This window comes from Caldicoprobacter faecalis (assembly GCF_900115765.1).
GTDB classification, from domain to species: Bacteria; Bacillota; Clostridia; order Caldicoprobacterales; family Caldicoprobacteraceae; genus Caldicoprobacter; species Caldicoprobacter oshimai.
This window is the reverse complement of sequence record NZ_FOXR01000004.1, coordinates 122,672-145,117: the sequence shown is the minus strand read 5'-3', so window position 1 is coordinate 145,117 and position 22,446 is coordinate 122,672. Positions and strand designations below refer to the sequence as shown.

Sequence of the window (22,446 nt, the reverse complement as noted above, 5' to 3'; positions counted from 1 at the left end):
TTAATGCGCAACGAGGTAAGCGGTTAACCAATTTGGACTTTGATAGGCCACTATCCCTAGCTATTGGATAGTGGCGTAAAATATATTAATTTTAAGAAGTTGGGGTGAAAGTATGAAGCTTAGCGTGGCCGATTTGAAAAATCGACAGGTATGGGAGGAAAAGGGCTATAAGCTGCCTGAGTTTGATATCGAAAAGATAAGGGAGAAGACCCGGAAGGACCCCATATGGATTCATTTTGGAGCAGGCAACATATTCAGGGCTTTTCCGGCTGTGCTGCAGCAAACCCTTCTGGAAGGAGGGTACAGCGACAGGGGCATCATAGTCTGCGAGTCTTACGACGAGGAGATTATAGAAAAGGCTTATGCGCCCTTTGATAACCTCAGCGTGGTCGTCACTTTGAAGGCCGACGGTAGCGTGGATAAGAGGGTTGTGGCCAGCGTGGTGGAGGCCATACCTGCCAGGGGCAACATGGACAGGCTGGTGGAGATATTTACATCTCCGTCACTGCAGATGGCCAGCTTTACCATAACCGAAAAGGGTTATTCGCTGAAAAATGCCAGGGGCGAGTATTATCCCGATGTGGTGGACGACCTCAACTCCTTATCGGATCAGCCGAAAACCTTGATGGCTATGATCGCACTGCTGTGCTATAAGAGGTATCAGGCTGGCAGGTTGCCCATAGCACTGGTGAGCATGGACAACTGCTCCCACAACGGGACCAGGCTGTATGAGGCCGTAAGAGCCTTTGTCGATGCCTGGGTAGAAAAAGGTTTTGTTGACAGGGGTTTCAAGGATTACATTGAAGATCCGAGTCTCGTATCCTTTCCCTGGAGCATGATAGACAAGATAACGCCGCGCCCGTCCGAGCAGGTAAAGGCCATGCTGGAAGCCGAAGGCCTTGAGGGCGCCGACATAGTGTGCACCAGGAAGAATACCTATATATCCTCCTTTGTGAATGCTGAAGAAGCACAATATCTGGTGATTGAGGATGTATTCCCCAATTCAAGGCCGCCTCTAGAGAAGGCCGGCGTTATATTCACCGATAGGGAGACGGTGGATAAGGTCGAAAAGATGAAGGTGTGTACCTGCTTGAATCCACTTCACACCGTACTGGCAATTTACGGCTGCCTGCTGGGCTACAAGTCGATTGCCGATGAGATGAAGGATAAGCACTTGAAGGCTTTTATAGAAAAGGTGGGGTATGAAGAGGGGCTGCCGGTGGTGGTTGACCCGGGTATAATTAATCCTCACGAGTTCATAAAAGAGGTCATTGAGAAGCGGTTCCCCAACCCATTCGTACCCGATACGCCCCAGAGGATCGCTACCGATACATCGCAGAAGATACCGGTGCGCTTTGGCGAGACCCTGAAGGCCTATATCAGGACCGGTAAGAGGGACATATCCACATTGACCTATATACCGCTCTTCTTTGCAGGTTGGATCAGGTATCTCATGGGAGTGGACGATGAGGGCAATCCTTTCACGCCCAGCCCCGATCCCATGCTGGAGACCCTGCAGTCCTACGTCAAGGACATAAGGCTGGGAGATACAGGGCCGTTTACCGAGGCCTTAAAGCCCATACTGTCCAACGAAAACATCTTTGGCGTCAACCTGTACGAGTACAACCTTGCTCCCAAAGTCGAGGCCATGTTTGCAGAGCTGGTTTACGGCAGGGGAGCGGTGAGGAAGACTCTGGAGAAATATATAAAGGTGTGATAGAAACAAAGCCGTAAAAAGAGGGTTGTCAGACTTTGTCTGGCAGCCCTCTTTTTTGTGTCCGGTTGGGCATTTTAGGTTTTTCTTTTTGAGCGATTTTTATAAAAAATTTTTAAAAACTTAGAAGGAATTTTTTGAAATGCGTCGAATATACATCATACAGAAATCGATATCTAAAACTGAGTGCGGAGGCTGAGGGGATACGGGCCAAAGCTTCTGATTTACGTTGTGATGCAGCAGATTCAAGCAAACGTCCAAAGCGGAGGTACGTTGAGATGCCTAGGGTAAAAGACAAGGTAACCATATACGATGTAGCAAAGATGGCCAACGTTTCGCCGGCTACCGCTTCAAGGGTGTTGAGCGGTTCCAATTATCCTGTGAAAGAGGCGTTAAGAAAGAGGGTTGTTGAGGCCGCAAAGAAGCTCAATTACTCGCCCAACATGCTGGCAAGAAGCCTAAAGAGCAATACCAGCAATGATATAGGCGTGATAATTCCCACCATATCAAACCCGTTTTATTCATCGGTCATTCTGGGCATAGAGAAAGAGGCCGATAAAAGGGGATACAACTTGCTTTTGTGCAACACATTCAGGGATGTAGAAAAGGAGAAGAGATACCTTCAGTCGCTTTACGAGAAGCAAGTAAAGGGCGTCATCATCTCAACGCTGGGTGCCAGGAATATCCAGGAATATATCGAAAAGGGCTTGGAGTTTGTGCTGCTGGACCAAAAGATAGACAATCTGGAGTGCAGCTTCATAAGCTTTGACTGCTTCAAAGGGGCCTATATGGCTGTGGAGTACCTCATACAGAACGGGCATCGCAAGATCGCCTTTGTCAGCTCGCCGCTCACCAAGTGGACTCGCAAGGAGACCTTTAAAGGGTATAAAGCGGCGCTCAGCGACAACGGCATTGCCGTTGAGGAGGAGTATTTCCTCATCGGCAGCCACGAGGAGGAGATCGATGAAGAGGGCTTTGAGTTCAAAAACGGGAAGGAGATGGCCGACGAATTTATAAAGCGCAAGCTGGATGCCACAGCCGTGTTGGCGGTCAACGATATGACGGCCTTTGGGTTTATCCAGCAGATGTATCTCCATGGGAAAAGGGTGCCGGATGACATATCGGTGATCGGGTTTGATGACATCTCGTTTGCCAGGATGTTTTCGCCGCCCCTTACAACGGTTCAATATCCCGCCTATGAGGTGGGGCGGTTGGCGGCGATGCTGTTGCTGGATAAACTTTCTGGAAACAACCATTCCAACATGAGCGTAAACCTTCATCCCAAATTGATCATACGGGATTCTGTAAAACCGCTGGCGTGAAGAATCGAAATCGATATCTTATAAATGAAGGGAAGGGTGTCTTATGAAGAGCTGCTGTATTGAAAAGCAATTTGACAAGCTGAAGGTGCAGGTGTATGAGAACAGGGATGAGATGGGGAGGGCCGCTGCCAGCAGCGTGGCTGCTAGGCTGAGGGAGCTCCTCGGCTCTAAGGAGGAGGTGAGGGTGGTATTTGCGTCGGCGCCTTCGCAGTCGGATTTTTTGAAATACCTGGTGCAGGAGCAGGGCATCGATTGGAGCAGGGTGACGGCTTTTCACCTGGATGAGTATGTAGGAGCTTCTTTGGAAGATAACTACAGCTTTGCGAGGTTCATAAAGGACCATGTGGTAGATAAGGTCCATCCCGGCAGAGTATTTTATTTGAACGGCAAAAATTCGGATATAGAGGCCGAATGCCAGCGATACGCGCAGCTCCTCGCTGAGAAGCCCATCGACATCGTGTGCTTGGGTATAGGGGAGAATGGGCACATTGCCTTCAATGAGCCGCACGAAGCCGATTTTGATGACCCCAAGCTGGTAAAGAGCGTTACTCTGGATGAGAAGTGCAGGACTCAGCAGTTCCACGATTTCAAGTTTGCCTCCATGGACGATGTGCCCCGCTATGCCATAACCATGACGGTGCCGGCCATTATGGCGGCGGAGTATATATACTGCATCGTCCCCACCGAGCGGAAAGCCGAGGCGGTAAAGTCTGCACTGACAGGCCCCATTACCGAGAAGTGCCCGGCCTCTGTCCTCAGGACACATGACAGGGCTGTGCTGTTTTTAGACAGGGATGCCGCCAAGCTGGTGGAGGGATTGGTATGAGGTTCGGCATTTACGGGTGCAGGCATGCGCATATAGCCGAGTTTGTCGATGAGATGCTCAAGCTGGGGCATGAGTTTGTAGGTATTTACGAGACCGAGCTGGATATAGCCAAGGGTATGGCTGAGAAGTACAGGGTGCCCCTGTTTGATAGAGGGGAAGATCTGTTCAAGCTGAAGCCCGATGTCATAGGCACCTCGGCCGTCAACAACCGGAAGATCGACATCGTCGAGCTGTGCAATCAGCAAGGCATTCACGTCATGGCAGATAAGCCCATAGTGACCAGCAGGGAAGGCTATGCAAGGCTTGAGAAGGTAATAAGGCAAGGGAGAATTCAGGTGGGCATGATGCTGACCGAGCGATTTAATCCCCCCATTTATGCCCTGTGGAAGATGATACGTGAAGGCAGGCTGGGACAGGTGGTCAGCTTTACCATCATGAAACCCCACAAGCTGCTTGAAAAGAAGCGAGCCCCGTGGCACTTCTCCAAAGAGGAGAACGGCGGAATAGCCATAGACCTTCTTATACACGATATAGACCTGCTTCGCTGGTTTACCGGCAGCGAGCTTGACTCGTGCAGCGGTTATATCAAGAAGACGGCCTATCCTCAGTATGAGACCTTTTACGACAGCGTAAACGCTGTTATAAAGATGAAAAACGGGGTGGTAGCTACCCTTGAGGCCAACTGGTGGATGCCCGACTCTTATTTTACTTTCGGTGACGGGCGGATATTCTGCGTAGGGACGCAGGGCAGGGTTGAGGTACGCACCACGGGCGACTGCCAGGCAAAGGGCGAGCCATTTGCACTGCTCATCAGGGATACCGAAACCTATATAAGGTGCGAGGACGTGGCCGTACCCACTACGCTCATCCAGGATTTTATAAACCGCATTGAGGGCAGGAAGGACGTGATAATTTCCGGCGAGGATGTGCTGATGTCTAGCCTGGCTGCCATAGAGATTGACGAGAGCCTGGAAGAGGTACGCCTGTGTTGACTTTCGGTACAAAGTTCTCAATTGGTGGCGTATAAGTCGGATTTATTGCAACATATTCTCGCAGCGAGGTCTTTAGCAAGGTAGCTTTTCAGCCGTTAAGATTTCACATCCAAGTTGAGGGAAATAGCTGGTGCAAATGTTGATGCAAATAAAGGAAATGCTTAATCAGCCGGGTATATACTAGCATATATCTTAAAGCCTTCACATCTAATTTTTTAAAAGAAATAAAAGAAAACGGGAGGATGATTTAAAAATGGAAAAGGTCAGGTTCGGGATTATAGGGTGCGGCGTTATAGCTCCCCATCACGCAGATGCCATCGTAAACAACAAGAGGGGAGAACTGGTGGCGGTATGCGATATTGAAGAGGAGAAGGCCAGGAAGTTTCAACAAAAGTACAATGCCCCTTACTATTACACTGACTATCGGAAGATGCTGGAGAGAAAGGACATAGACGTGGTGTGCATCTGCACGCCCAGCGGGCTTCACGGCGATATGACCATTGATGCGGCCAATGCTGGCAAGCATGTCTTCTGCGAAAAGCCGCTGGACATCAATGCCGACAAGATGACCCGCATGATAGAGGCCTGCAGGCGCAACAACGTCAAGCTGGGTTGCGTGTTCCAGAGAAGGTTGATGAAGGAGGCCATCGAGACCAAGAAGGCCATCGAAAGGGGCGAGTTTGGCAAGATCGTTCTCGCTGATGCCTATCTGAAATACTACCGCAGCCAGGAGTATTATAACTCCGCCGGATGGCGTGGGACATGGGAGCTGGATGGCGGCGGTGCTTTGATGAACCAGGGCGTCCATGGTATCGACTTGCTTATGTGGCTAGTGGGCGATGTGGCCAGCGTGTTTGCGAGGGCCGAGACCTTGGCGAGGGATATAGAGGTGGAGGATACGGCCATAGCCCTTTTGAAGTTTAAAAACGGCGCCATCGGTGTAATCGAAGGCACTACATCGGTTTATCCCCCTCAGGAGACGCGGCTTGAAATCCATGGCCAGAAGGGGAGCGTCATCTTTGGGGATTCGGGGTTTAAGCAATGGAGAACTATAGGGAGCGATGTGGATACATTCCCCGATGTGAAGAGCGAGAAGATCGGCGGTTCGGCCGATGCGGCAGCCATCTCCAGCTGGGGACATTATGCGTTGATAGACGATATGATCTCGGCAGTCATAGAGGACAGAGACCCCATGATCACCGGCGAGTCGGCCAGGAAGGCCGTTGACCTTATACTGGCTATATATGAATCGGCCAGGACTGGCAAAGAAGTGTTTTTGGAAAGGTTTGGTGAGTAGATGATGTTGGAGTTTGCAGGCATCAAATTCAAAAACCCAGTAGTAATAGCTTCCAGCCCTTTGACCAGCAAGATAAAATGGCTGATCGAGGCAGAAAAGCACGGCGCTGCTGCGGTGAGCACAAAGCTGACCTTTATAAAGCAGCCGTTTTATGGCAAGCTGCGCATGCATAACAACATAAAGCTGTCAAGCATAGTTTGCTATGATAGAAGGCTGGACTTGGAGGAAGGCTTAAGGCTGGTAGAGGAAGCCAAGAAGAAGACCAATCTGATAATCTTTAGCAATATCACCCATGACAACGAGGACATGGACGGCTGGGCATTGCTGGCCAAGGAATTTGAGAATGCCGGCGCCGATATAATCGAGGCCAATATGGTTTGCCCTAATGTCGGCCTGTCCACAAAGAGCATAAAGGGGCAAGAGGCCCTGGGGGCAGGGGAGTTTGGCGGTGCGGTGACCGGCCAGGACCCCCAGAGGGTTCGCAACGTGATTAAAACATTAAAAGAGAGCGTGAAGATCCCAGTGGTTGCCAAGCTAACGCCCAACGTGGCGGATATAGGGTATATGGTGAGGGTGTGCCAGGAGGCTGGAGCCGATGGAGTATGTCTTGCTGGCGCTCAATCCAGCTTGCCTCTGGTGGACATCTACAATGATGGCAAGCCGGAATACCATCTGCTAAATGGCGTATCCCACGGGAGCCTGGGCGGCCCGGCCTGCTTGAACATGGCCTTTTCACAGGTGGCGCAGGCTGCCACAAAAAGTTCGCTGCCCATTATCGGCGGAGGCGGCCTGGAGACCGCCGAGCAGTGCATCATGATGATGATGTGGGGTGCCACCCTTGTTACCATGTGTACCTCCGTCATGTGGTACGGCTGGGAGATAGTGGACAGGATCGTTCGGGGGATGGAGGAGTATCTGGAAAAGCAGGGCGTAACTTATCAGGATATAATAGGGAAGTCGCTCAAGTATTTGCGGCCCTCACATCAGCTTGAGGCACTCGAGGGGTGGCCTGAGGTGGACCTGGATAAGTGCATCGGCTGCGGGAGATGCGCAAAGCCCGGGCATTGCGATGCCATAGAGATGGTTGACGACAAGCCTGCCATCACCCCTGACAGGTGCTTGGGATGTGGTATATGCATAGCGCTTTGCCCCACAAAGGCTTTGACGATGCATTATGAGTAAACGCCAAGCCGGTATATATATTAAAAGAGGTGAACTCTGAAATGGGCAGAAAGGTCAGGGTTTTGATTGTGGGATCGGCTTTTGCTGCCGATTTCCATCTGTATGCCTATTCGCGGTGCAGGGACATCGCTGAAGTGGTGGCCATAACCGGCAGAAACAAGGAGAAGGCCCATGCGCTACTCAAAAAGTATGGACTTGAGAATTGCGCGGTGTATGACGATTACATGAGGGCCATCCAGGAGGTTGACTGCGATGTGGTGGACATCTGCCTGCCAAATTACCTGCATCACGAGGTGGCAATAGCGGCTTTGAACAGAGGCAGGCACGTCATATGCGAGAAGCCACTGGCCACCACAGTCGAGGACGGAATGGATATGGTGGAGACGGCCAACAGGGTGGGCAAAAAGCTGTATTATGCGGAGGACTGGCTGTTTGCTCCGGCTTTGAACAGGGCCATCGAGATAATAGAGGAGGGGGCCATAGGCAAGCCGGTGTTTATAAGGGCCAGGGAATGCCATTCGGGTTCTCATTCGCCTTATGCGCAGACCATACAGTACTGCGGTGGCGGGTGCTTGATTCACCTGGGGATTCACCCCATCGGCTTTATACTGGCGTTGAAAGAGGGCAAATGGACGGAGCTTACCGCATCTATATCCGGCGGGCTGGGAAACAACTTGATGCACAAAAAGCTGGAAGGGGAAGACTGGGCCTGCTGTATCATGAAGTTTGCCGATGGCACCTCGGCCGTGGTGGAGAGCAATTATGTCACAAAGGGTGGAATGGAGGACGTGATCGATATATACGGCACTGAAGGCTGCCTGCATGTGGATATTACCTTCTCTTCGCCCATCACCTGCTATTCCATACCCGGCCTGAAATATACGGTGGAAAAGGCTGAAATAACGACGGGGTGGTCAAAGCCGGCCGTCGACGAGAGGTTCAACCTCGGATATGTGGATGAGATAAGGCATTTTATGGAGTGCGCGCTAAAGGACGAGGATGCAAAGGTGGGTTTAAGAGGAGTAGACGGCCTGGAGGCATTGAGGGTGGTACACCTAGCTTACAAATCAGCCAAAGAGGGCATAACCATCAAGAACGAGCGGATTGGCGTGCGCCCATAATGGGCATCGCGTTGTCAGAATGTGCATCGCATCGTTAGAATTGTATTGCGCCGTTAGAAATTTGTATTACTGCGCAGTTATGGCTTTGCATGGCGCATCGTGTGCAAATCTTAAGTGTATTATGGATAGATGAGAAGTGAGCCTGTATGTCTAGAACAAATGCAGTTGCCGACAAGGTATTCTACAACGGCATAGTGTATTCGATGGATCAAAAATCAAGGGTGGCGCAGGGGCTGGCCGTTTCGGGCAACACCATAATAGCGGTGGGCAGCAACCAGGAAGTGCTGTCGTTGCGTGGGCCTCATACACAGGTATACGATTTAAAGGGCAAGGCGGTTATCCCCGGGCTTATCGATACCCATACCCATCTATTCTGGGCGGCGGTGAGCGAGCTGGACGGTGAGCTGTTCATCCCCGAAAGTATAGAGCAGCTTCTGGAATACATAAGGGTGAAGGCAATACAGCTGCCCAAGGGCGAATGGATTTACCTGCCCAACACCTATCCTGCCAGGCTAAAGGAGCATCGTTATCCTACTATAGACCAGCTGGATGAGGTCGCACCACACCATCCGGTCTTTATCGATGGGGTATATTCCGGGAGGGCAAACAGCTGTGCATTGAGGATGGCGGGTATAAAGGAAGGTGCCAATGCTTCTTCCACGCTGTCGGCTCTGCGGAAATGCATAAAGCGCCGCGAATATGATCTGGCAGACTGCAAAGAGGGCATCAAAATCCTGCAGAGGCGCTATAACGAGATGGGTATAACCAGCGTTGTGGACGGGGCATCGAACGAGCTGGGTATCAAGGCCCTGTGCCAGCTCTACAGGCAGAAAGAGCTGTCTTTGAGAGTTGCATGTACGCTTGTGGTGTCGGACGCAGACAAGGTGGAAGAAGAGGCAAAGAAGTACAGCAACATTGTCGATATACCCTCTGAGTGGGTTAAGCTCTCGTTTATAAAGATCATGCTGGACGGGGGGATACTTACCTGCACGGCTTTTATGAAGCAGGGTTACGGCAATGCCGCCTTTGCATTTGATATCCCGGAAGGGTACAGGGGCGTAATAAACTACAACTCAAGCCAGATTATTCCGTTTATAGACAGGGCGTATGAGTTTGGGTATCAAATGAGCGCCCATTGTATAGGCGACGGGGCTTTGCAGGTATTGCTCGAGGCGTACAGGATATATAATGAAAAATTCAACGATATAACCGACAGGCGTTTCAGCATAATACACGGCGATTTTACGGATGATGCCGCACTGGACATGATAAAATTCTTGAAGCTGGTTTTGCTCTTTCAACCTGCCTGGCATTTCAAGGATGCAGGGTTTATCAATGAGATGTTATCAAAGGACGTGATGGATATTTTTCTGCCGTACAGCAAGTATGTCGAGAAAGGCATCCATGCAGCTGCTGGAAGCGATCACATGGTCAAGTATGACCCGCTTATGTCCCACAACCCATACAACCCCTTTTGTGCGCTTTATAACATGCTGACGAGGCGTACTTACGACGGCCACGTAATTGGGGAGGAGCATTGCATAGACAGGGAGCAGGCACTGCGGTTTTATACCGAAAAGGCCGCATATGCAACTTTTGAGGAAGATAAAAAGGGCTGCCTTAAGGCCGGCAAGCTGGCCGATTTTGTGGTGCTGTCCAAGGACTACTTTGAGTGCCCGGTGGAAGACATACCGTCCATCAACGCACTGCTCACGGTGGTGGGCGGCAAGGTCGTCTTTGACAGGATGTATGGGGAAAATGATGAGGCTTAGGTGGCCAAGGATGTGCCACACAGCGTTTTATCTGAAACAACCAGCGTCAGAATGCAATTTTTGTAACATGACTGAGAGTGATAAGAAGAGCATGTGGGTGTAAGGTGAACTGCAATCTATTATGCAAATTAAACTTATAAGACAAGATTGGACAATAAAGTTGGGCAAAAAATAAATTAAAAATTTTAAAATATAAAGGAGTGTTACAGATATGAAAGAGGAGATAAGGGTTGCCATTGTAGGGCTTGATACAAGCCACTCGGTTGAGTTCCCTCGAAGGATGCAGGCGCCGGACTGCCCCGAAGAACTCAAGGTGAATGGCATGAAGGCGGTTACCTGTCTGAGGTTTGAGACGCCCTTTACAAATAAGGAGACCCTGGATAAAAGGCAGCAGCAACTGGAAGATTGGGGAATTAAAGTAACCGAAGATTTTGAAGAAGCTGTAGCAGACTGCGATGCCATTATGCTGGAGATAAACGATCCCGCATACCACCTCGAATACTTCAAGAAATGCATGAACCTGAACAAACCCATCTTCATCGATAAACCGCTGGCCGATAACTATCACAATGCAAAGGAGATATATGACTTGTGCAAAAAGCACAACGTTAGGGCCATTTCTGCCTCGGCCTTGAGGTTTTCCCATAATCTGGTAGAAGCTTGCAGCAAGGTTCCAAAACCCATGCAGTCGTATTTTTACGGGCCGCTGGGGATCCCGCCGGTAGGAAGTGGCATCATATGGTACGGCGTTCACTGCTTTGAGATGCTTGAGAGGGCTATGGGCTTGGGCGCTGTGAGCGTGGATGTTAGGAAAGACGCAGCCGGTGCCGTGGTGGTTGTGGAGTATCCAGACAAGAGGAGGGGCATTGTGGAGCTCACTGTGGGAGCATACACTTACGGCGGTACGCTGAGGGCCGAGAATCAAATTGCGTCGTTTGTCGTTGACAGCTCGATGTTCTATACAGAAGAGCTAAGGGAGATATACAGGTTCTTCAAGACGGGTGAGGCTTCCCTCACTCTAGATGATGCCCTTGAAATAATGGATATGCTGGATTGTGCAGCGCGCTCCTATGAAACGGGCAAACCAGTGAAGCTTAACAGATACGCTGAGTAAGTCAACTACCCACCGCTTAAAGAAGCGGGGGCTTGCGAAGAGCCCTGGTTGACTAGCCTCAGCCACCAGCCAAAAGGTGACGGAGCTACGTTAGACAGGTCATGACACCCCGGGGTGCTGCTCAAGCTCCGGGCTCTGTCGTACAGGTTTAAACAGTCCTGAGGGGCAGGGACAGTGACCTGTGCATGACAAGCCTGTCTAACATTGGCGATGAGCACCTAATTCCCCAAGGAGGCTTACCGCATATGGTGTATGTAATCTCAAAGGCAGGGTTGGGATAATAGCGGGTTTAAGGGGTAGCGGGTATTTTGCTATAAGAAGTCTTTCAGGGAAGAAGATACACGATAGTGCAAAACATAGCAGGTTAAGACTTATAGAGAAGGCAAAGACGTTAATGTTAGAAAGGAGAGAAGAGCGCATTCCTCTCCATCTTGAAGAGGATGGAGTCTCCTGCGCTCGGTTATGATGAAGTACCGCTAGTGTAAAAGAAAATATAAGGGTACGAACTGCTGTAAGCGTACATAATGGCTGTTTAAGTGTTAAAACTTTTTGTAGGCTACAGCAGTTGGTCCCCAATGTGAAGGGAGAGTGTGTTGATGAAAAATATAGTATTTTTGCTGAACGCTAAATTGAGAAACAATATTTTTAAGCAGGAAGATATAGACGCACTGTCTCGAATCGGCAATATCGTTTTCAACACTGATGAGGAGGGGCCGGATGCAGATAGAGCCAAGGAGCTCATCAGAGATGCAAACATAGCCATCACCTCCTGGGGCTGTCCTCGATTGGATAGGGACATATTGCAGCATGCCCCTGATCTGGAATTGATAGTTCACGCGGCTGGAACCGTTAAAGGTATTGTGAGCGATGAGGTTTGGAGGCGTAAAATACGCGTTTCTAGCTGTGCATACCCGCTGGGCATAGGGGTTGCCGAGACTGCGCTGGGATTTACAATTACCGCGCTTAAAAATATGTGGAACCTGGCCAGAAATACCCGCGAAGGAAAATGGGCTGAAGGGCGCGACAAAGTTAGGGAGGTATACGGCGTAACCATAGGGGTGATAGGTGCCGGGCGAGCTGGGCGCCATTATATAAAGCTCATGAAGAATTTTGATGTCGACATACTGCTGTACGATCCGACTGTGGATGAACAGCAGGCACAAGAGATGGGCGTTAAAAAGGTGGAGCTGGAGGAGTTGCTCACGAAATCGGATGTGGTGTCCATCCATGCACCTTCTATTCCTGAAACGTACCATATGATAAATAAAGAGACGCTGGCGTTGATGAAGGATAACGCTATACTCATAAACACTGCCCGTGGTTCTCTGATAGATGAAGGAGCATTGGTTGAAGAGTTGAAAAAGGGAAGGCTGTTTGCATGCATCGATGTGACCGACCCTGAACCGCCAGCCGAAGACCACCCGTTCCGCAGCCTTCCCAACGTAATATTGACGCCGCATATCGCCGGCGCGGTGAATAACGGATTGTACAGAATAGGCAAGTATGCCGTCAAAGAGATCCAAGCTTACGTTAAAGGGGAGAAGATGGACGGCGAAGTTTTCGAAAATAAGTTGAGCATTTTGGCTTGAGGTTAGCATTTAAAATGGGATTGACTATGTTTTACAGCATCTTTGAGTAAGAAGCTGTTTATTTTCTTTTTAGGGCATTGACAAAATTAAATCAAATATTGCAGGGGGAGAGGTGAGGGGGGTATATGGGATCCCCGAGGAGGAAAATCAGCGTCCTTTATAAGTATTTTATTTCATATATAGCAATTTTTGCTATACCGCTTATAATACTGGGAGTGAGCTTCTACAGGAATTCTGTCATCGAGATGGAAAACCAGGTAAAGAGGTATACGTTTGACAAAGTGGTGAGGATGAGGGAAACGCTGGATTCCATGATTTTGGACACCAAAAAGGTCGCTCTCAAGATTTCCCTGGATGAAAGGATAAAGCCGTACGTGGTCAATTTAAATGATTACCACAGCAGAAGCGCAATAGATCAGCTAAACAAGTATTGGGATAAAAACTATGTGAGCAATATGTTTGTATACTTTAAGAATGACGATTATGTGTATACCTTGGGGGGCAAGGTATCGTTTGATACGCTGTACAACAGCATTCTGGGAGCCAGCTATGACAGCGGTGAAAGTTTTAAAGAAGAGCTTCAAAGGATTAATGTTCCAGCCATGATGAGGATAGATACGATGATTTCCGGGATACCACGGAATGAGGGGTTTATGTGCCTTTATCCTTTGCCGCTCGGAAGGAGCAATTATTACGGAGTTGTAGGCATAGTGATTGACAGGCAGATTATTGAGAAGATGGCCTCTGAGGTATTGGGGGATTTGAAAGGGGCCTTGATCTTATATAACAGCGATATGGATAGCATATTTAATTTTGGAGATGAGGAGGTCATTCCCCTAGCAAAAGAGATTGGTCCCCAGGCTTTTCCGGGAAATACCCTGGATGAGATACACAATATGGAGATACAGGGCAGAAGGTTGTCAATAATAGACGTGGCGTCTGAGAACATGGATTTCAGAATTTTCCTGGCCATATTCCCCGAGAGCTACTTAAGCAGGGTCATTGTGATGAAGAGGCAGCTGGTGTTAATGATAGGCATAGTGATAGTCGTTGGGATGCTGTTGTCATTTGTTTTCTCACTGACAAACTATCGCCCCATCAAAAATCTTTTTAACATGATAAAAGCTTATTTTCCAGTTGAAAATGGTGAGAGCGATGAGGGGGATTTGCGGTGGGAAAGGGGATTTGCCATATCTAACGAGCTTGAAAACATTGAGAGGATTGTGAAAGGTATAGCGATTAGAAACAGCAGCCTTGTTGAGCAGCTTAGCCATCATCAATCCTTTGTAAGGGAACAAATCCTTTTGATGCTGGTGAAAGGCAAATTGTCCAATGAACAGAAGATAAATGAGCTGCTCAGCTTGTATAAAATAGACTTTCCGTATAATTATTTCTTCGTAGCGGTCGTTTCCATAAAGAAGGAAAAGGATTACAGCATAACGACCTCTGAGCTAAACCTGTATATAAATAGCATTATCGAGAACAAGATAAAGAACAAGAGGGTTTATTGTATTGATACCGTACAGGGGGATTTCGTTTTGCTGTTTAACACATCCTACGAAAATTGCTCCAAGATAGTGATAGAAAACATGATGAAGGACATCCAGGTCTTCTTCAGAAACCACCTGGGAGTGAGGGTCAACGTGGGCATTGGAAATGTATATGAGGGCATCAATTTCATAAGTCGCACTTTTATAGAGGCGCTCAATGCCATTGACTATAACCTCCTGATAGGCTATGAGAATATCATCTTTTACGACGACATTATTTCATCCAGCAAAAAGGCATATTGGTATCCCGCTGAGGAACAAATGCGCTTTGTACAGTGTTTAAAGCAAGGGAATACCTATGTGATCAAGGATATAATAAAGGAGATAATAGGGAAGATAAAGAAAAAGCAGCTTTCCATAGGCCTGACCAGGGCCATATGTTTTGGGATGATAAACGCGGTCGTTGAGGTATTGAACGAGCTCGATATAAAAAATTTCGATGATGATATTGAAGAGTTAGCCCAGTTTGGTTCTTTGGAGGATTTGGAAGAGAAAATTGAGAAGCTGGCGTATAGGATTTGCGAGTACGTAAACAGCAGAAAAGAGAGCCACAACGAAGCCCTCAAAATAGCGGTTATAGAATACATCCATGAAAACTATACCAATAAGATGCTAAGCCTCGAGATGGTAGCGGAAAAATTGAATATTTCCCCTAAATACTTGAGCAGATTTTTCAAAGAGCAGATAGGGTTTAACTTTGTCGACTACGTGAGGGAGTTGAGGATAAATTATGCAAAGAAGTTATTGAGGGAGACGAGCAGCAGTATAAAGGATATTGTGGATAGAATAGGGTATAGCGATGTGGCCAGTTTTACTAGAACTTTCAAGAAATTAGAAGGGATTACCCCAGGTGAATACAGGAAGATGATGGCCAATGTATAATATGACAAATCGATGATACCTTTCGCATATTTCTTAAACTGGCACTGGTTTGTATAATAAAAGCAGAAAATTTGTATGTGGAGGTTTTATTCATGGCAGAACTCGGTCAAGGTGTTGTTGTCAATTTGGATCCCAAGCCGCACCATAATAAAAAGAGTAAACTAAAAAAGATGCTAAACGATTATCAATTGTACCTCTTTATTCTTCCAAGCGTTTTGTACTTTTTGATATTCCATTACGCACCCATTTATGGCGTTCAGTTGGCTTTTAAGGATTTCGTTGCCACCAAAGGCATATGGGGCAGCCCATGGGTGGGGCTTAAACACTTTAAATTGTTCTTTAGTTCGTACTACTTCTGGGAAATCATCGGCAATACGGTGGGCATATCCCTGTATTCGCTGATAGCGGGTTTCCCGATTCCTATAATATTTGCTCTCATGTTGAATGAAGTCAGCAACAAGCATTATAAGAAACTGGTACAAACCGTAAGCTATGCTCCGCACTTCATCTCCACCGTCGTCATGGTCGGCATGCTCTATATCTTCTTGCATCCTGTGTACGGTATTGCCAATACCTTGATAAAGTTTTTAGGCTTTGAAGCTGTTGATTTCATCAATAAGCCCGAATACTTTAAAAGCTTGTACGTATGGTCAGATATATGGCAGCATACGGGATGGAATTCGGTTATATATTTTGCAGTATTATCAAATATAGATCCAGAACAACATGAGTCAGCAATAATTGATGGTGCATCGAGGCTCCAAAGAATATGGTATATAAACGTTCCTGTCTTGATGCCTACCGCCGTAATCCTTCTCATATTGAATGCCGGAAGCATCATGAGCGTCGGATTTGAGAAGGTCTATCTTATGCAGACGCCATTGAACATCAAGGCTTCAGAGGTCATTTCGACTTATGTATATAAGGTTGGGCTTCAAAGTGCGCGTTACAGTTTTAGCACCGCCGTGGGGCTGTTCAATTCGGTCATAAACTTTATGCTGCTGGTATTGGTGAATAGAGTGGCCAAAAAGCTGTCATCTACAAGTCTTTGGTAAAGGAGAGAAAAAAGGTTATGAAAAAGAGCAAAGACGACATTATATTTGAAGCAGTAAACACCTTCTTTGTAACCGTATTTTTCATCATAGTTTTGTATCCTTTGATATTCGTAATCAGCGCATCGATAAGCGATCCATCTTTGGTGTCCCAGGGAAAAGTGGTTTTGCTGCCAAAAGGATTGAATTTCGATGGGTACAGAAGGGTACTGGAATATGATGATATCTGGATCGGCTATCGAAATACCATATTCTATACTATAGCGGGCACTTTAATAAGCCTGGCGCTTACATTGACAGCCGCTTATCCCCTCGCCCGAAGGGATTTTGTAGGCAAGAATGTCTTCGTAATTTACTTTACCATCACAATGTTCTTCTCTGGTGGGCTTATTCCCACTTATATGGTAGTAAAAGCCCTGGGGATGCGCAACACTGTGTTTTCACAAATACTTTTAGGCGCTGTGAGCTTTATGAATATAGTGATCGTGAGGACTTTTTATCAGACCAGCATTCCGGAAGAGCTGCAGCAAGCCGCACAGATCGATGGATGTTCGTATGCCCGCCTATTTACCAGCATCATACTGCCGCTGGCCAAACCCGTCATCGCTGTCATGGCGTTATTTTACGGGGTAGGCCGTTGGAATAGCTATTTCACTGCTCTCATATATCTGTCAGATCGCAATCTGTATCCGCTCCAGATGATATTAAGGGAGATTCTGATCATAAACGAGATCAATATGGAAATGTTGATGACTGAAGGGGAATTAGAGGTAATACATAAAAGGGTCGAACTGGCCACCCTGCTAAAATACTGCGTAATTATCGTATCAACGTTGCCAGTCATTATGGCCTACCCATTCCTGCAAAAGTACTTTGTAAAAGGAATTATGGTTGGGGCTATAAAGGGGTAGTTTTAGTATAATTACGCTACTAACAAAGAGGAGGTGGTCATGAGAACATCAATTTGAGCATGAAGGGGAAATAGCAGGCTTTCAGAAAATTAATTTAAAAGGGGGAGATTACTGGTATGAAAAAATCCTTTGTAAAAATTTTATGCTTGATTGTTTCGATATTGTTGTTCATTACCGTATTTGCAGGCTGTAGCAAAGATGAACAAACGGCTCAACCTGGAGAAACCTCGCAGAATACCAAACAACCAGAAGAAACAGGAGGAACTGAAAAAGATTCTCAAGATGAACAGAATGGCTCTGAGGGGACTTCAACGTCGTCATTGCCCATTGCTAAAGAAAAGATAACGCTCAAAGTAATGGCGCCAAAACATCCTATGGGAGGGCCATGGGAGAACCTGCGCATATTTAAAGACCTTGAAGAGATGACCAATATACATTTGGAATTCGACGTGGCATATGAAGGTTTTGAAGAGAAGAAGAACCTTGCGCTTGCAACAGGGGATTTGCCGGATATCTTTTTAGGAGCACTGACCGCCGAAGATGAGGAAATATATGGCCCACAGGGTGTATTGATAGATTTGACTGATTTGATTGAGCAGCATGGTGTGAACATTAAAAAAGCGTTTGAGAAATATCCGCTGCTGAAAAAAACCATCACAGCAAGCGATGGAAAGATATACGCTTTAGGCCGGGTTATTAAAACTCCTACGATCGGTTCGTATAAACCCGTAATCAACAAGGTGTGGTTGGAAAACCTCGGCTTAGAGGTGCCAGAGACCATAGATGAACTGTATAACGTGTTGAAGGCCTTCAAGGAAGGGGACCCAAACAAAAACGGGCAGCAGGATGAAATCCCATTAGGTGAAATAGATTTCGGCATCTTGGGAGGAATGCTTTTACCTGCATTTGGAGAAATGGCCCAGGATATCGCTTTGAAGGACGGAAAAGTTGTATTTACTCCTATTACTGAGGGTTACAAGCATTACCTTGAGTTCCTGCACAAATTGTATCAGGAAAAGCTGATAGATCCCATGTTCATGTCCCAGAGCATGGACGAATATCTGGCCAAGACAAAACAGAATCTGTATGGCGTACTGGGCCATATCAGACAGGCTGATTGGCAGCAGTATCAGATACTTTCGCCGCTCACTTCGCAGTATAATAGCGAGAGGTTTAGCAGCTCGAGCGATGTTGCCTATGCGTCTGGTGCTTTTGCCATCACCAAGGTCAACAAATACCCGGTAGAATCCATTAAATGGGCTGACCTGTTCTTTACCGAATCTGACGAAGGAGTCAACGGTATAACTGGAGTTGCGTTGTGGATAGGTCGAAGGGGCGTAGACTGGGATTTCACAGAGGATGGCTCTGCAATAAGGTATTTATTTGAACCCGAGGAAGGTATGACTGAAATCCAAACATTGCTCCAGAAAGTTACTCCTTCTGAAACAGGACTTGTAGGAACCAGCGTTCTAGAGAAACCTTTTGAGTCGCCATACCTCAGGTGGGTAGGGGAGAACAACATGAGGTATATATTCCCCTATATAAGGCCTGAAAGGATCTATCCCAACGTCAGATTTACATCAGAGGAACAGGAAAAGCTCTCCATAATGAAAGCCGATATTACAAATTTCGTAAGTCAGTCCCGAGCAAGGTTTATAACAGGCGAGGATTCACTTGATAAGTGGGATGAATATGTAAAGACGTTGAAAGATATGGGAATCGATGAATATATATCAATACATCAGACAGCTTATGATAGGTTTATGCAAAGCGGAAATTAAGGCAGTACAGAGGCATAAATTGAGGCAGTTGTATGGGCAGAGATATTTTCTCTGCCCATATTTCTAAAATTAACCTTAAAAGTATAGGCTAGAAAGGGGGAAATGGTAAAATGTTTAAAAAATATTATAGAATTTTACTATGTTATGCGGTTTGTATAGGAGTGTTGTTTGCTATGCCAATCAATTCAATCGATATACTTGCATCTGCAAAAAGTGATACAAATCTTCTGACTAATGGAGGATTTGAAGAGCCGATTTCAAATGGTAATATTCCTGGGTGGAAAGAGTATCCGTCTCCAATGCCTTCAGATAGAGCTGTTCGTGTTACGGATGAAATGAAATATACAGGTAGCTATAGTCTCTTGATTGAAGATAATAGCGGAGGATCTGTAGGGGCTATAAGTGATAAAGTTCCAGTAGAACCAGGGAAAACCTACACCGCTTCATGTTATGCTTATCTTGAATCATCAACAGGTTCCGGAGCTAGAATATACATTAAATTTTTTGATTCTGCGGGTAAGGAGATTGGAAGTGAGAGTTTTGGAGTTTCAGAGCCAAAGGGCCAATGGATAAAATTGAGCGTTGAAGCTGTTGCGCCAGCTCAAGCAGTGAAAGGCGAGGTTTGGTTGTACTCAGGAACAGTAAATAGGGGCAAGGTGTATTATGATGATGTTACCTTGAAAGAAAAAATTGTTTTAGAACTACCATTTGAATATGGAGCACCAATCAATCTTGGTCCTGCAACTTTGGCTGCAAAAACTCAGGGAGTGGCGATTGGCAACGAAGAAGTATACATAGGTACCAATGGTTCCCCTTCGGTTTTTTATGTTTTAAACGCGGAAACAGGAGAGGTAAAATTTTCGCAGCCCCTTAATAATATCGATGTGGTTTGGGCAATTACAGTGGGAGCGGATGGAAATGTATATTTTGCAGGTACCAATGATGGAATATTGTATAGATATCTGCCCAAAGAAATGAAAATTGAGAAGATAGGGGTTAACCCTTCTAATAAATGGGTTTGGCAATTGGATGCTTCAGAGGATGGGAAAATTTATGGGAGTGTTTACCCCGATGCTAAAGCGTTTGAATATGATATACAAACTAATACTTTTACGGATTTAGGGGTTATTTATGAAGGAGAAGAATACGTTAGAGGGGCAGGAGTAACGGATAAATATCTTTATCTTGGTATCGGGGCTAAGGCCCATTTGATACGAATGGATAGGCAGACACGAGAAATGGTGGAAATTGAGTTCCCTGCTACAGGAACCGATACCATGGTGAATAATGTTTGGATTTATGGAGGAAAGCTTTTTATCGCCTACGGAACTTCTATGACCATTATGGACGAAGAAACGGGAGAAGTATTAAAAGAAATGGATTGGCAAGATGCTGATACTTATGATGGCATTATTTCTCCACCTTCTCCATATGATCCAAATCTAATCTATTTTAGGAATAAAAATACTGGTGAGTTATGGATATATAATATGGCTTCTAATGAGATTAAAGTGGCAGAACCAGGGGTTGAAGTAACGAAGAGTGCTTTAAAAGGGATTGATTGGATTACCTTAACACGAGGGGAAAAAGCGGGAAGAAAAGTATTGGCTATGGTTTCTCATCTTTTGGAATATGTAATTTATGATCCGATAGATAGAAGTTTCACAAGATTGTTCCCCGAAATAGAGCGACAGGGCATTGATGTACAGAGCTTGGAATGTGCAGATGATGGCCGCCTATATATGGGAGGATACCAAGGTGCTATGAGCATTTACAACCCTAAGACAGCCAAATTTGAAATGCAAGAAAATCAACCTTCGCAAATAGAAGGTATTGGATTTCTAAATGGTAAGGTGTATTTTGGTACCTATGGTGGAGCCAGAATTTATCGTTATGATCCAAATTTACCTTATGACTATAAGGAAACTCCAGATGGGAATCCCGGTTTATTTTATACAATAACTGGACAAAGTAGGCCGTTTGCTTTTGCATCAGGGGATAACAAATTATTTATAGGAACTGTTCCAGATTATGGTAAATTGGGTGGAGCCTTGGCCATTTACGATGAATCAAGTGGTAAGTGGGTAATACATACAAATGTTGTTCAGGACCAAAGCATTATTGGGTTAGCTTATAAAGATGGTAAGTTATACGGTGGTACTAGTATTTGGGGAGGAGCAGGTATTGATCCTGCAGCAACAGAGGCAAAGATGTTTATCTGGGATGTAGAAAATGACGTTAAAATAGAAGAGTTTGTTCCAGAAGTTCCAGGATTTCAATCGCCAAAAATGATTGGGCAGCTGTCTTTTGATGCCGATGGTATCTTATGGGGTATTATGTGGGGGAATATAAATAGTTCCAGAGAAGGTTTTGCGTTGTTTGCTATGAATTCTTATACGAAAGAGATAATAAAATATAGAATACTTGAGTTGGGTACAAAAGCTAGCAGTTGGAGGCCATTCTTTATTAGATGGGGTGACAATGGGCTTCTCTATACCACATTGGGAAGGCAATTATTGGTTTTTGATCCTAAGACTTTGGAATATAAACAGTTAGTAAGTGGATGGGTTCACCTGATGACATTAGGTAAAGATGGTAGTATTTATTATGCAGTAGGGCCTAATCTGTATAAACTTCCAGTGCCTATATCTTCTGTTGTTATCAGTTCAGACACCACCCAACTAGAGGTAGGAGATAATAAAGTTTTGGGAATAAAAACAGTTTTAGTAAATGGCAAAGAGGGGTATTTAGACGGAACTACTATTGAATACGTGAGCAGTGATCCCAGTATCCTTTCCATTGATAAAGGAGTTATGATTGCTCATAAGGAAGGCTCTGTAGAGGTTTATGTTAACGTTACGCAAAATGGTGTAACTCACAAATCAAACGTATTGACTATAGAAGTTTTGGAGAAACAAGAGGAAGGCGAAGGACCAATAGAAGATGAGGAACCGGTAGAGGACGAGGAGCCTATAGAAGAGGAAGAGCCAGTGGAAGGCGAAGAACCGGTAGAAGACGAAAAGCCGGTAGAGGATGATGAACCAGTAGAGGAAGAAAAGCCTATAGGAGATGAGAAACCGGTAGAAGATGAGGAGCCAATAGAAGACGAGAAACCAGTAGAGGATGAGAAGCCGGTGGAGGAGGAAAAAGACGAAGGCCGTCTAGTACAAACCGGTTCCTGGCTAGATGTCAAAATATTTATGTTAGTAGGAATTGTACTGATTGTTGGAGGAGTTGCTTTAGTCTTATATAACAAGAAACGGGGCTTTGAATCTGCATCAAGTTTAGACAAAAAATAGTACATTGAATTATTTGTAGAGGAAAGTTTTAAAATGATGTAG

15 protein-coding genes are annotated in these 22,446 nt (G+C 46.1%); all 15 read left to right on the top strand.

Annotated elements, in window-relative coordinates:
• The first annotated feature begins 112 nt into the window (after nucleotides 1-112).
• The 15 genes from BM241_RS03065 (at nucleotide 113) to BM241_RS02990 (ending at nucleotide 22,404) form a co-directional block, all read left to right on the top strand.
• On the top strand, nucleotides 113-1,717 hold the full coding sequence (locus BM241_RS03065; RefSeq protein ID WP_025747233.1) for a mannitol dehydrogenase family protein: 1,605 nt from the start codon (nucleotides 113-115) through the stop codon (nucleotides 1,715-1,717).
• Nucleotides 1,718-1,992: 275 nt separating this feature from the next.
• Nucleotides 1,993-3,036, top strand: coding sequence for a LacI family DNA-binding transcriptional regulator (locus BM241_RS03060; RefSeq protein WP_025747232.1), 1,044 nt, complete (start codon nucleotides 1,993-1,995; stop codon nucleotides 3,034-3,036).
• 43 nt (nucleotides 3,037-3,079) lie between these two features.
• Complete coding sequence (locus tag BM241_RS03055; protein WP_025747231.1) at nucleotides 3,080-3,862, top strand: glucosamine-6-phosphate deaminase; 783 nt, start codon at nucleotides 3,080-3,082, stop codon at nucleotides 3,860-3,862.
• Entirely contained in the window at nucleotides 3,859-4,854 is a 996-nt protein-coding gene (locus BM241_RS03050) for a Gfo/Idh/MocA family protein (protein WP_092282003.1), read from the top strand. The genes BM241_RS03055 and BM241_RS03050 overlap by 4 nt, the downstream gene beginning before the upstream one ends.
• Before the next feature lie 253 nt (nucleotides 4,855-5,107).
• Nucleotides 5,108-6,151 (top strand): Gfo/Idh/MocA family protein, encoded by a 1,044-nt coding sequence (locus BM241_RS03045; protein ID WP_092282002.1) that lies wholly within the window; start codon nucleotides 5,108-5,110, stop codon nucleotides 6,149-6,151.
• Nucleotides 6,152-7,333 carry a 4Fe-4S binding protein gene (locus BM241_RS03040; RefSeq protein ID WP_035146075.1) on the top strand — a complete coding sequence of 394 codons (1,182 nt, stop codon included), beginning with the start codon at nucleotides 6,152-6,154 and terminating at the stop codon, nucleotides 7,331-7,333.
• A gap of 41 nt (nucleotides 7,334-7,374) precedes the next feature.
• Nucleotides 7,375-8,454 carry a Gfo/Idh/MocA family protein gene (locus BM241_RS03035; RefSeq protein ID WP_025747227.1) on the top strand — a complete coding sequence of 360 codons (1,080 nt, stop codon included), beginning with the start codon at nucleotides 7,375-7,377 and terminating at the stop codon, nucleotides 8,452-8,454.
• A gap of 146 nt (nucleotides 8,455-8,600) precedes the next feature.
• Nucleotides 8,601-10,226: an amidohydrolase gene (locus tag BM241_RS03030; protein WP_025747226.1), complete on the top strand. Its 1,626-nt coding sequence runs from the start codon at nucleotides 8,601-8,603 to the stop codon at nucleotides 10,224-10,226.
• A 211-nt stretch (nucleotides 10,227-10,437) separates the two neighbouring features.
• Nucleotides 10,438-11,340: a Gfo/Idh/MocA family protein gene (locus BM241_RS03025; RefSeq protein WP_025747225.1), complete on the top strand. Its 903-nt coding sequence runs from the start codon at nucleotides 10,438-10,440 to the stop codon at nucleotides 11,338-11,340.
• Nucleotides 11,341-11,936: 596 nt separating this feature from the next.
• A complete protein-coding gene (locus BM241_RS03015; RefSeq protein ID WP_025747224.1) occupies nucleotides 11,937-12,929 on the top strand; it encodes a hydroxyacid dehydrogenase in 993 nt (330 codons plus the stop codon).
• A gap of 125 nt (nucleotides 12,930-13,054) precedes the next feature.
• A complete protein-coding gene (locus BM241_RS03010) occupies nucleotides 13,055-15,361 on the top strand; it encodes a helix-turn-helix domain-containing protein (protein WP_092282001.1) in 2,307 nt (768 codons plus the stop codon).
• A 92-nt stretch (nucleotides 15,362-15,453) separates the two neighbouring features.
• Nucleotides 15,454-16,416, top strand: coding sequence for an ABC transporter permease (locus tag BM241_RS03005; RefSeq protein ID WP_025747222.1), 963 nt, complete (start codon nucleotides 15,454-15,456; stop codon nucleotides 16,414-16,416).
• A 17-nt stretch (nucleotides 16,417-16,433) separates the two neighbouring features.
• On the top strand, nucleotides 16,434-17,324 hold the full coding sequence (locus BM241_RS03000; protein WP_025747221.1) for a carbohydrate ABC transporter permease: 891 nt from the start codon (nucleotides 16,434-16,436) through the stop codon (nucleotides 17,322-17,324).
• Nucleotides 17,325-17,440: 116 nt separating this feature from the next.
• Nucleotides 17,441-19,105, top strand: a complete 1,665-nt coding sequence (locus BM241_RS02995; protein ID WP_092282000.1) for an extracellular solute-binding protein — start codon at nucleotides 17,441-17,443, stop codon at nucleotides 19,103-19,105.
• 110 nt (nucleotides 19,106-19,215) lie between these two features.
• Complete coding sequence (locus BM241_RS02990) at nucleotides 19,216-22,404, top strand: carbohydrate binding domain-containing protein (protein ID WP_025747219.1); 3,189 nt, start codon at nucleotides 19,216-19,218, stop codon at nucleotides 22,402-22,404.
• Nucleotides 22,405-22,446 lie beyond the last annotated feature (42 nt).

What these genes read in the sequence shown, in the direction of transcription:
- BM241_RS03065 (WP_025747233.1), top strand. Translation starts at nt 113, where the DNA reads ATGAAGCTTAGCGTGGCCGATTTGAAAAATCGACAGGTATGGGAGGAA.
- BM241_RS03060 (WP_025747232.1), top strand. Translation starts at nt 1,993, where the DNA reads ATGCCTAGGGTAAAAGACAAGGTAACCATATACGATGTAGCAAAGATG.
- BM241_RS03055 (WP_025747231.1), top strand. Translation starts at nt 3,080, where the DNA reads ATGAAGAGCTGCTGTATTGAAAAGCAATTTGACAAGCTGAAGGTGCAG.
- BM241_RS03050 (WP_092282003.1), top strand. Translation starts at nt 3,859, where the DNA reads ATGAGGTTCGGCATTTACGGGTGCAGGCATGCGCATATAGCCGAGTTT.
- BM241_RS03045 (WP_092282002.1), top strand. Translation starts at nt 5,108, where the DNA reads ATGGAAAAGGTCAGGTTCGGGATTATAGGGTGCGGCGTTATAGCTCCC.
- BM241_RS03040 (WP_035146075.1), top strand. Translation starts at nt 6,152, where the DNA reads ATGATGTTGGAGTTTGCAGGCATCAAATTCAAAAACCCAGTAGTAATA.
- BM241_RS03035 (WP_025747227.1), top strand. Translation starts at nt 7,375, where the DNA reads ATGGGCAGAAAGGTCAGGGTTTTGATTGTGGGATCGGCTTTTGCTGCC.
- BM241_RS03030 (WP_025747226.1), top strand. Translation starts at nt 8,601, where the DNA reads ATGTCTAGAACAAATGCAGTTGCCGACAAGGTATTCTACAACGGCATA.
- BM241_RS03025 (WP_025747225.1), top strand. Translation starts at nt 10,438, where the DNA reads ATGAAAGAGGAGATAAGGGTTGCCATTGTAGGGCTTGATACAAGCCAC.
- BM241_RS03015 (WP_025747224.1), top strand. Translation starts at nt 11,937, where the DNA reads ATGAAAAATATAGTATTTTTGCTGAACGCTAAATTGAGAAACAATATT.
- BM241_RS03010 (WP_092282001.1), top strand. Translation starts at nt 13,055, where the DNA reads ATGGGATCCCCGAGGAGGAAAATCAGCGTCCTTTATAAGTATTTTATT.
- BM241_RS03005 (WP_025747222.1), top strand. Translation starts at nt 15,454, where the DNA reads ATGGCAGAACTCGGTCAAGGTGTTGTTGTCAATTTGGATCCCAAGCCG.
- BM241_RS03000 (WP_025747221.1), top strand. Translation starts at nt 16,434, where the DNA reads ATGAAAAAGAGCAAAGACGACATTATATTTGAAGCAGTAAACACCTTC.
- BM241_RS02995 (WP_092282000.1), top strand. Translation starts at nt 17,441, where the DNA reads ATGAAAAAATCCTTTGTAAAAATTTTATGCTTGATTGTTTCGATATTG.
- BM241_RS02990 (WP_025747219.1), top strand. Translation starts at nt 19,216, where the DNA reads ATGTTTAAAAAATATTATAGAATTTTACTATGTTATGCGGTTTGTATA.